This window comes from Chitinophaga sp., from assembly GCF_035564935.1.
In the GTDB taxonomy this organism is placed as follows: domain Bacteria; phylum Bacteroidota; class Bacteroidia; order Chitinophagales; family Chitinophagaceae; genus Chitinophaga.
This window is the reverse complement of sequence record NZ_DATMTE010001112.1, coordinates 1-6,840: the sequence shown is the minus strand read 5'-3', so window position 1 is coordinate 6,840 and position 6,840 is coordinate 1. Positions and strand designations below refer to the sequence as shown.

Below are 6,840 nucleotides of genomic sequence, written 5' to 3'. Positions count from 1 at the left end.
CTCATTAGCCAGAGGCTTATCGCTCGATTTATTGTCAAGGAGAATAAGGGTAAATACAATTTCTCCTGGCTCAATTGATACCCCGGTTTTTGGAAAGATGGTACCGGAAGAGGTAGTGGACCAGGTGAAGCAAACCTATATAGATCTTACGCCGCTTGGCAGGCAAGGCACTCCGGCTGAGATCGGGAAAACGGCTGTATTCTTAGCTTCCGACGATTCATCATTCATCGTAGGCGCCGATATTTTAGCGGATGGCGGTATGACTAATGCCTTCTCTGTGAAATAAACTTATCAGCTGCTGCATTAAAGCAGCAATAAACAAATGTTCAAATGAGTAAATTAAAAAATAAAGTAGCAATAATAACAGGTGCATCAAAAGGAATAGGTGCATCTATTGCAAAATACTTTGCTGAGGAAGGTGCAAAGGTTGTTGTAAACTATGCTTCAAGCAAAGAAGAAGCGGATAAAGTGGTGAAAGCAATAACCGGCAATGGAGGCACAGCTATTTCGGTGCAGGGCGATGTATCAAAAGAAGCCGATATAACCAGGCTGTTTGAAGAAACAAAGAAGGCTTTCGGCACATTGGATATTTTGGTAAACAATGCAGCCTTTCAGGGATACACACCTATTGAACAGGTATCAGCAGCAAGTTTTCATCAGCATTTCAACGTCAATGTTTTGGGAGCTATACTTGCGACCCAGGCATCTTTGAAATTGTTTGGCGATAAGGGTGGCAATATCATTAATATTAGTTCGGGCGCAAGCAAAATGCCGCTTCCGGCAGCTTCGTTATATTCTGCAACTAAAGCGGCATTAGACGCCATCACAATTTCTTTGTCGAAGGAACTGGGTGCAAAAAACATTCGCGTCAATTCCATTTTGCCCGGCGCTACAGAAACAGAAGGAGCAATTAATGCTGGCGTCACTACCGGCAGCGAGTATGAAAAAATGTTTATTGCCAATACACCGCTTGGTCGTAGAGGTCAGCCCGAAGATATTGCGAAAGCCGCTGTATTCCTCGCTTCCGATGATGCAGCCTGGATCACAGGAGAGCAAATTTCCGTTTCGGGTGGGATGTATGGTTTTTAAAATCATAGCTGCTCCACTTAGCATTTCAAGCCACAGATACACAAGTTATCTGTGGCTTGTTTTACAGTATTTCGTACCGTCCTGCACCCATGCGGCGGGTACGGACTTCCACGGGGAAACTATGAATTGTCTCAGAACAGCCATCGGTGAGAAAAGTGATTTATTTGAGCAGAAGCCGGGCAAAACGGAATAATTTCTTTCTCTCCAAATCCAATTTAAATCCCGCGCTATCCTTATCTTTATTTCAAATACTATGCTATGATACTACAATACCTTTCAGCAGAATTTGAGCATGAAGTAAACAACACGCGTAAATTATTACAGGCAGTTCCGGAAAAAGACCTTCTGTATAAACCTGCCGATACTTCCTGGACCATGGGAGAACTGGCCCAGCACATTGCCACCATTTACTACTGGTATGCAGGCACGCTTACCAAAGATGTATACGATCTCGCCGCCGATCATCTTGAGCGGGGACGCCCTGATGATATTAAAGCTACCCTGTCGCTTTTTGAAAATAATGTAGAACAGGCCAGAACGGCATTAAAATCACTTACAGAAGAAAAGTTGCAGGATAACTGGACAATGAAAGCAGGTGAAAAGATAATTCTTGGTCCTATGCCAAGAGGAATTGTTGCCCGCGGATTCCTTTTTAATCACATTTATCACCACCGTGGTGAAATGATCGTTTACCTGCGTGCAACAGGAAATAAAGTGCCGGGAATGTATGGCCCTACCTATGAGGAAAGCAGGAGAAACTAATCTTTAGCTATGTAAATTAAGCATAACGGGTCAACAGTTTTAGGTACGCAGGTACGGGATGCTAAAAACAACCTGTGATCCCTGTCAAATCACAGGTCGTCTTATTTTATGAGGCGGCCTTTTTTATACCTTCCTGTTGCTTTGCCTTCACATAACGACACTCAATCTTCACGTTATAAACCGGGCTTCGGGGATCAAAGTGCACTGGCAGGATGTTCTTTACATGAAGAATTGCTCAGAAACAATTTTACCATCTTTCACATGATATACACAAAGCTCGGTCATCTTTTCACGCTCCCTGCCTTTCATTTTAAGATCCATACTGAGCACAAAAGAAAAAACATTGCCTGCAATGATAGGGTCGGACACAGTAGTGCCATAACGTGATTCCACCATGGAACTAAACTTCCGGTCTTTTTCCTTTAATGCTTCCAGGCCCTGCGTTTCCTTCTCAAATCCCGGCGTGTCATAAGGTTCTATACTCACGGCATCTTCAGCATATAATTCCTGTTGTGCCCGTGTAAACTCTTCATTACGGCAGTATGCTGCCAGTTGTGAGGCGATTTGTTCTACTGTCATATTATGTGGTTTTAATAAAAATAAAGTTACATGTTCTTATTGCTTATTTCAACAGGCACAGCACTTAAATGACCACCCGTAAATAATAAAATACTAAATTTAATGTATCCGGGATACCTGAAATGAAAGTGCTGCAGGAAGAAATGAAACGGGCAAAATAACCGGTATTCATCAACAAAAAACAAATGCTATGCGTCTTCAAAAAGTAGAGAAAGGAGATGGATTTTTCAGGGCATTATTGATCAGGTTTATTTCAGCCGTATCCGGAATGCGGTTACCCGATGCTGCCCGGATCGTTATGTACCATCGCGATTTCTACGGTAAGCCCATGACTACCTGGACGCATGCCGCCATGCGTGGGGAAAGCGGCTGGACAGTGGGTGAACGGGAACTCTTTGCCGCCATGACGGCCAGGTGGAACCAGTGCCCGTTTTGTGTGGAAGCACATGGCGCTATTGCCTCGCTTGTTATCAGTAAAACAATGGTAGATGCAGCCCTTAATGATTTCCGGAAAGCCTCGCTGCCACCGAAACTACATGCTATACTCCCGTTCCTGGAAATATTTGCAAAAACACCTGAGGAGCTAACCCCCGAACAGGTAGCCGGTATACTCCATAGCGGGATCTCCGCACAGGAACTGGAAGACGCCATGGCAGTGGTTGCCCTGTTCAGCATCACGGTCCGCTGCGCCAATACATTCAAATTCGCCATGCTGAACGATGCGGATCAGTCCGGCGCAGCAAAGCGAATGCTGAAACAGGGATATGTTTTCGGTAAAGGCAAGCCGGAAGGCCGCCCTGATCACCGGGCTATGGCGCAGGAGTTACGCAGGTCTGTATTTGAAAGGCCGGCACTAACGGATACGAACCTACGACAAGCCGTTGGTAAACGGGCTACCGGCGGCCCGGCGTTACCAGTACCGGCATACGACAAGCTGGCGCTGGAAACTGGTACAAGCTCCTGGAAAATTACAGATGAGCTTATAAAAGAAGTGGTTGGCATTGCCGGGAGCGAAAAAGCAGCATTTGAATTAATTACGGCAGCAGCTGTTGCCGCCGGCCTTTTCCGTTGGCAGCAGGGACTTAGCCTGTTGGCGGGGACTTAGCCTGTTGGCCCCTCCCACTTTTTATAGATCCCCATTGCAAACAAATTGTAATTGACAATTTCCAGTTATAATTACCGGAAACCATTCTTTTAGAACTAAACCATCAACAGCGTTTGTAGGAAAATATAACTGCCGGAGGCTCAGCAATCCCATCAAACAGCTTTATTAAATTTACTACGGTAGTCCCCCGGCGTCATACCTACAATCTTCTTAAAAGTCTGCCGGAAGGCTTTTATATCTCCATAACCAACATCATACATTACTTCATTGATCTGTTTCCCGGTTGATTCGAAACTGCGCTTGGCCGCTTCCACCTTGATGCGCTGGATATAATCGGCCGGCGACAATTGCGTAGCCTTTTTAAAACGGCGTGAAAAATTGATACGATCCATAAAACAGTGCGTGGCCAGCTGTTCCACCGTTAACCGTTCACTCACATGCTGCTCTATATAGTCCTGCACATTCCGTATGGCAGGATCTTTATGATCTTTCAAACCTTCAAACAGGATAAAAGGCGATTGGGAAGTACGGTCAATATCGATCTGTAATACCTTTGAACAGTAAAGCGCGGTTTCCCGGCCACTGTATTTCTCTACCAGGTAAAGTACCAGGTTCAGGCTTGAATTACCGCCGCCGGCAGTATATAAGCCCTGGTGCTCGGTAATCACCTTGCTGGTTTGAAGGTCCAGCCCGGGAAACAGCTCCCGGAAATAATCCGCGGCCTGCCAATGCGTGGCGCAGGGCATGCCTTTCAGCAAACCGGTAGCCGCCAGCAGGAAAGTGCCGGTACATAAGCTGGCCAGTTCCGTTCCCTGGTGATACTGCTGCGTTACCCAATCCAACATTTCCCCGCTGGTTTGGATGCCGAAATCGTGTTGATGGTCAAAACTTGGAAACAGGATCAGGTCTGTTTTTCCGATGGCATCCAACGGCATTATGTTTAACTGGAAAGAGCCGTTCAGCAATTTTTGCCGCAGATCCCTGCCTGCCAGCTGGATATTGTAAAAGGGCGGTTTACCCTGCTTCTCATAGAATTGATTCGCCTTTTCAAACACTTCAATAGCACCAAAAAGCCCGCTTGGCTTCAATACACCGTCGGCAATTAAAAAAGTTACATTTTTCATTATACTAAGGTATAACGCCTGGCTTGCACAAACAACCCCTTAAATTGCTAAATGTACACCCCATGGCATATAACAGCCACCTGTAGCTTTGTGTTCATAAACGTACAAAAACAAAAGGTATGAACACAACAACTAAGGCCCTGCGCCCTAAATTCCTTGTTACCGGCGCATCCGGACTAAGCGGATCCATTGTGGTGGATGAATTTATCAGGCAAAATATACCAGTGCGGGTACTGGTAAGAGACCGCCGTAAGGTCAGTAAGCTGGAGAACCAGCCGGGCGTTGAAATTTTTGAGGGAGATATGATGGATGCGCATTCGCTTTCCGGTGTTTTTGATGGGATCGAAAAGGCGCTGATGATCTCATCTGCCAATGAAAAGATGGTGGAAACCCAGCAATGCTTTATCGATGCAGCCCAACAGGCCGGATTACCCCACCTGATTAAATATTCCGGCTTTGATACGGGTATAGGCTTCAATGGCCAGAATTTCATTGCGCAGGTGCAACATGCCAAAGCAGAAGATCACCTGGCCAGTTCCCGTATAGATTGGACCATATTGCGGGTATCGCAATTCATGCAGTTTTACCTGCCCGGTACACGAACCGGTGTTACCCTTGAACAAAACGCCTTGATACTTCCCATAGAAGACGCCAGGCTTGCACCTGTAGATATTGAGGATGTTGCCAGGATAGTTGCGGGGATCATGACGGGCACAGGCCATGAAAAAAAGATCTATGAGATATCAGGACCCGACGCCATGAATATGCGCGAAGCCTGCGATATCATTTCCAGGGTAACCGGCCGGCAGATTGAATACAGGCATATTTCGCTGGAAGATTATATAAACATGTTTGAGGCTATGGGTATTCCTGAATATCCCAAAAGGGTGATCTCCGAACTCAGCAGGGAAAGGAGAAAGTGCATTGATTCCCACATCTGGCTCGACACTCATCGACAGCTGAATGTGAGGCCCACCAATTTTGCCGAATTTATTTATAAGCATAAAAGCGTTTTTGAAAATTAAATGTCCCTGCGGATGGGAAATAAAACCAAAGCCATGAAAAGCACTCAAATAAGCTATATCTTAAAGCCGGAAAAACTAAATGAGCATATTTTGCTTGTACAGGCTGTATTCAGGGAATTACACAACCCTGCATCCATCGATATGCAATATGCCTGTTTTAAAACAACAGATAATACCTTTGTGCATATTGCGCAGTTTGGCAGTGAGGCTGCCCAAAAAGCGTTTACTGAGTTAGCAGCATTCCGGGCGTTCAGGAAAAATCTGAGTGATAGAATACTGGATAAACCTGTATCAGAGAATATCCTGGAGATAGGCCACTACAGCCCAACCCGGGCTGATGCGGTTTGATACTCAATATGAGGCTGTCTCATAACTAACTTGATGGGCCTGAGAATCGTGTAAACGAAAAATCTTTCCATCAGGTACCCGAGTAAAAACGGGCAAAAGTTATTTATGAGACAGCCTCATATCTCTCTATAAAATCATATAAAATGGCAAAGTTAATTTTAGAAATGCAACAGTCGCTCGACGGGTTTATGGCCGGTCCGCAGGGACAAACTGATTGGATGGTGTGGAGCTGGGGCCCTCAATGGACCTGGGATAAAGCGCTTCAGGATTTCCATACCCGGCTTACCTTATCGGCCTCGCACCTGCTCATCAGCAAACAAATGGCCGAACAAGGTTTTATTGCCCACTGGCAACAAACAGCTGCCCGTAAGGATGAACAGGCGGCCTTTGCTACGCATATCAGCAACACTCCCAAAACGGTTATCTCCACTACGTTAACTAAAGACAAAGAGATCCCCGGCGGCTGGAACAACGTAGCCATTGCCAGCGATCTGGTAACGGCGGTTACCAGGTTGAAACAGGAAACAGCCGGGAATATCCTGGTGTATGGCGGAGCTACGCTGGTATCCGGTTTACTGGAACATGGACTTATAGACGAACTATACCTGCTGGTGAACCCGGTAGTCATTGGCAACGGGATGAGCGCGTTTCATCAGCTCCGGCATTTTCAGCTGAACAAAGCACTGTCGTTTTCATCAGGCATTGCCGTATTGCATTATCACTAACCTTTTTCACTGAAGCCGCGGAAAAAAATTTGTGCCACCTGGTGTGGCACAATTATACACATCTTTACAATTCCCCTTCCCCT

The 6,840-nt window shown here is 45.8% G+C and carries 9 protein-coding genes; 7 read left to right on the top strand and 2 right to left on the bottom strand.

The window, feature by feature from the left end; genetic code table 11:
* From VN105_RS28765 to VN105_RS28755, 3 genes are all read left to right on the top strand, one after another.
* Positions 1-286 (top strand): SDR family oxidoreductase (locus VN105_RS28765; protein WP_325646774.1); only part of this gene is annotated, 286 nt, incomplete at its 5' end.
* A gap of 44 nt (positions 287-330) precedes the next feature.
* Complete coding sequence (locus VN105_RS28760) at positions 331-1,089, top strand: glucose 1-dehydrogenase (protein WP_325646773.1); 759 nt, start codon at positions 331-333, stop codon at positions 1,087-1,089.
* Between the two features lie 258 nt (positions 1,090-1,347).
* Positions 1,348-1,851 (top strand): DinB family protein, encoded by a 504-nt coding sequence (locus VN105_RS28755; RefSeq protein WP_325646771.1) that lies wholly within the window; start codon positions 1,348-1,350, stop codon positions 1,849-1,851.
* Between the two features lie 219 nt (positions 1,852-2,070).
* Here VN105_RS28755 and VN105_RS28750 read toward each other — a convergent pair whose 3' ends face one another.
* On the bottom strand, positions 2,071-2,430 hold the full coding sequence (locus VN105_RS28750) for a SnoaL-like domain-containing protein (protein ID WP_325646769.1): 360 nt from the start codon (positions 2,428-2,430) through the stop codon (positions 2,071-2,073).
* A gap of 190 nt (positions 2,431-2,620) precedes the next feature.
* Between VN105_RS28750 and VN105_RS28745 the strand changes: the two genes are divergently transcribed.
* Positions 2,621-3,535: a hypothetical protein gene (locus VN105_RS28745; protein WP_325646767.1), complete on the top strand. Its 915-nt coding sequence runs from the start codon at positions 2,621-2,623 to the stop codon at positions 3,533-3,535.
* Between the two features lie 152 nt (positions 3,536-3,687).
* Here the strand turns inward: VN105_RS28745 and VN105_RS28740 are convergent, their stop codons facing one another.
* Positions 3,688-4,659: a GlxA family transcriptional regulator gene (locus VN105_RS28740; protein WP_325646765.1), complete on the bottom strand. Its 972-nt coding sequence runs from the start codon at positions 4,657-4,659 to the stop codon at positions 3,688-3,690.
* Between the two features lie 119 nt (positions 4,660-4,778).
* On the opposite strand from VN105_RS28740, the gene VN105_RS28735 reads away from it, so the two are divergent.
* From VN105_RS28735 to VN105_RS28725, 3 genes are all read left to right on the top strand, one after another.
* A complete protein-coding gene (locus tag VN105_RS28735; RefSeq protein ID WP_325646763.1) occupies positions 4,779-5,684 on the top strand; it encodes an NmrA family NAD(P)-binding protein in 906 nt (301 codons plus the stop codon).
* A 33-nt stretch (positions 5,685-5,717) separates the two neighbouring features.
* Positions 5,718-6,032, top strand: coding sequence for a hypothetical protein (locus VN105_RS28730; RefSeq protein WP_325646762.1), 315 nt, complete (start codon positions 5,718-5,720; stop codon positions 6,030-6,032).
* 143 nt (positions 6,033-6,175) lie between these two features.
* Positions 6,176-6,757, top strand: a complete 582-nt coding sequence (locus VN105_RS28725) for a dihydrofolate reductase family protein (protein WP_325646760.1) — start codon at positions 6,176-6,178, stop codon at positions 6,755-6,757.
* Positions 6,758-6,840 lie beyond the last annotated feature (83 nt).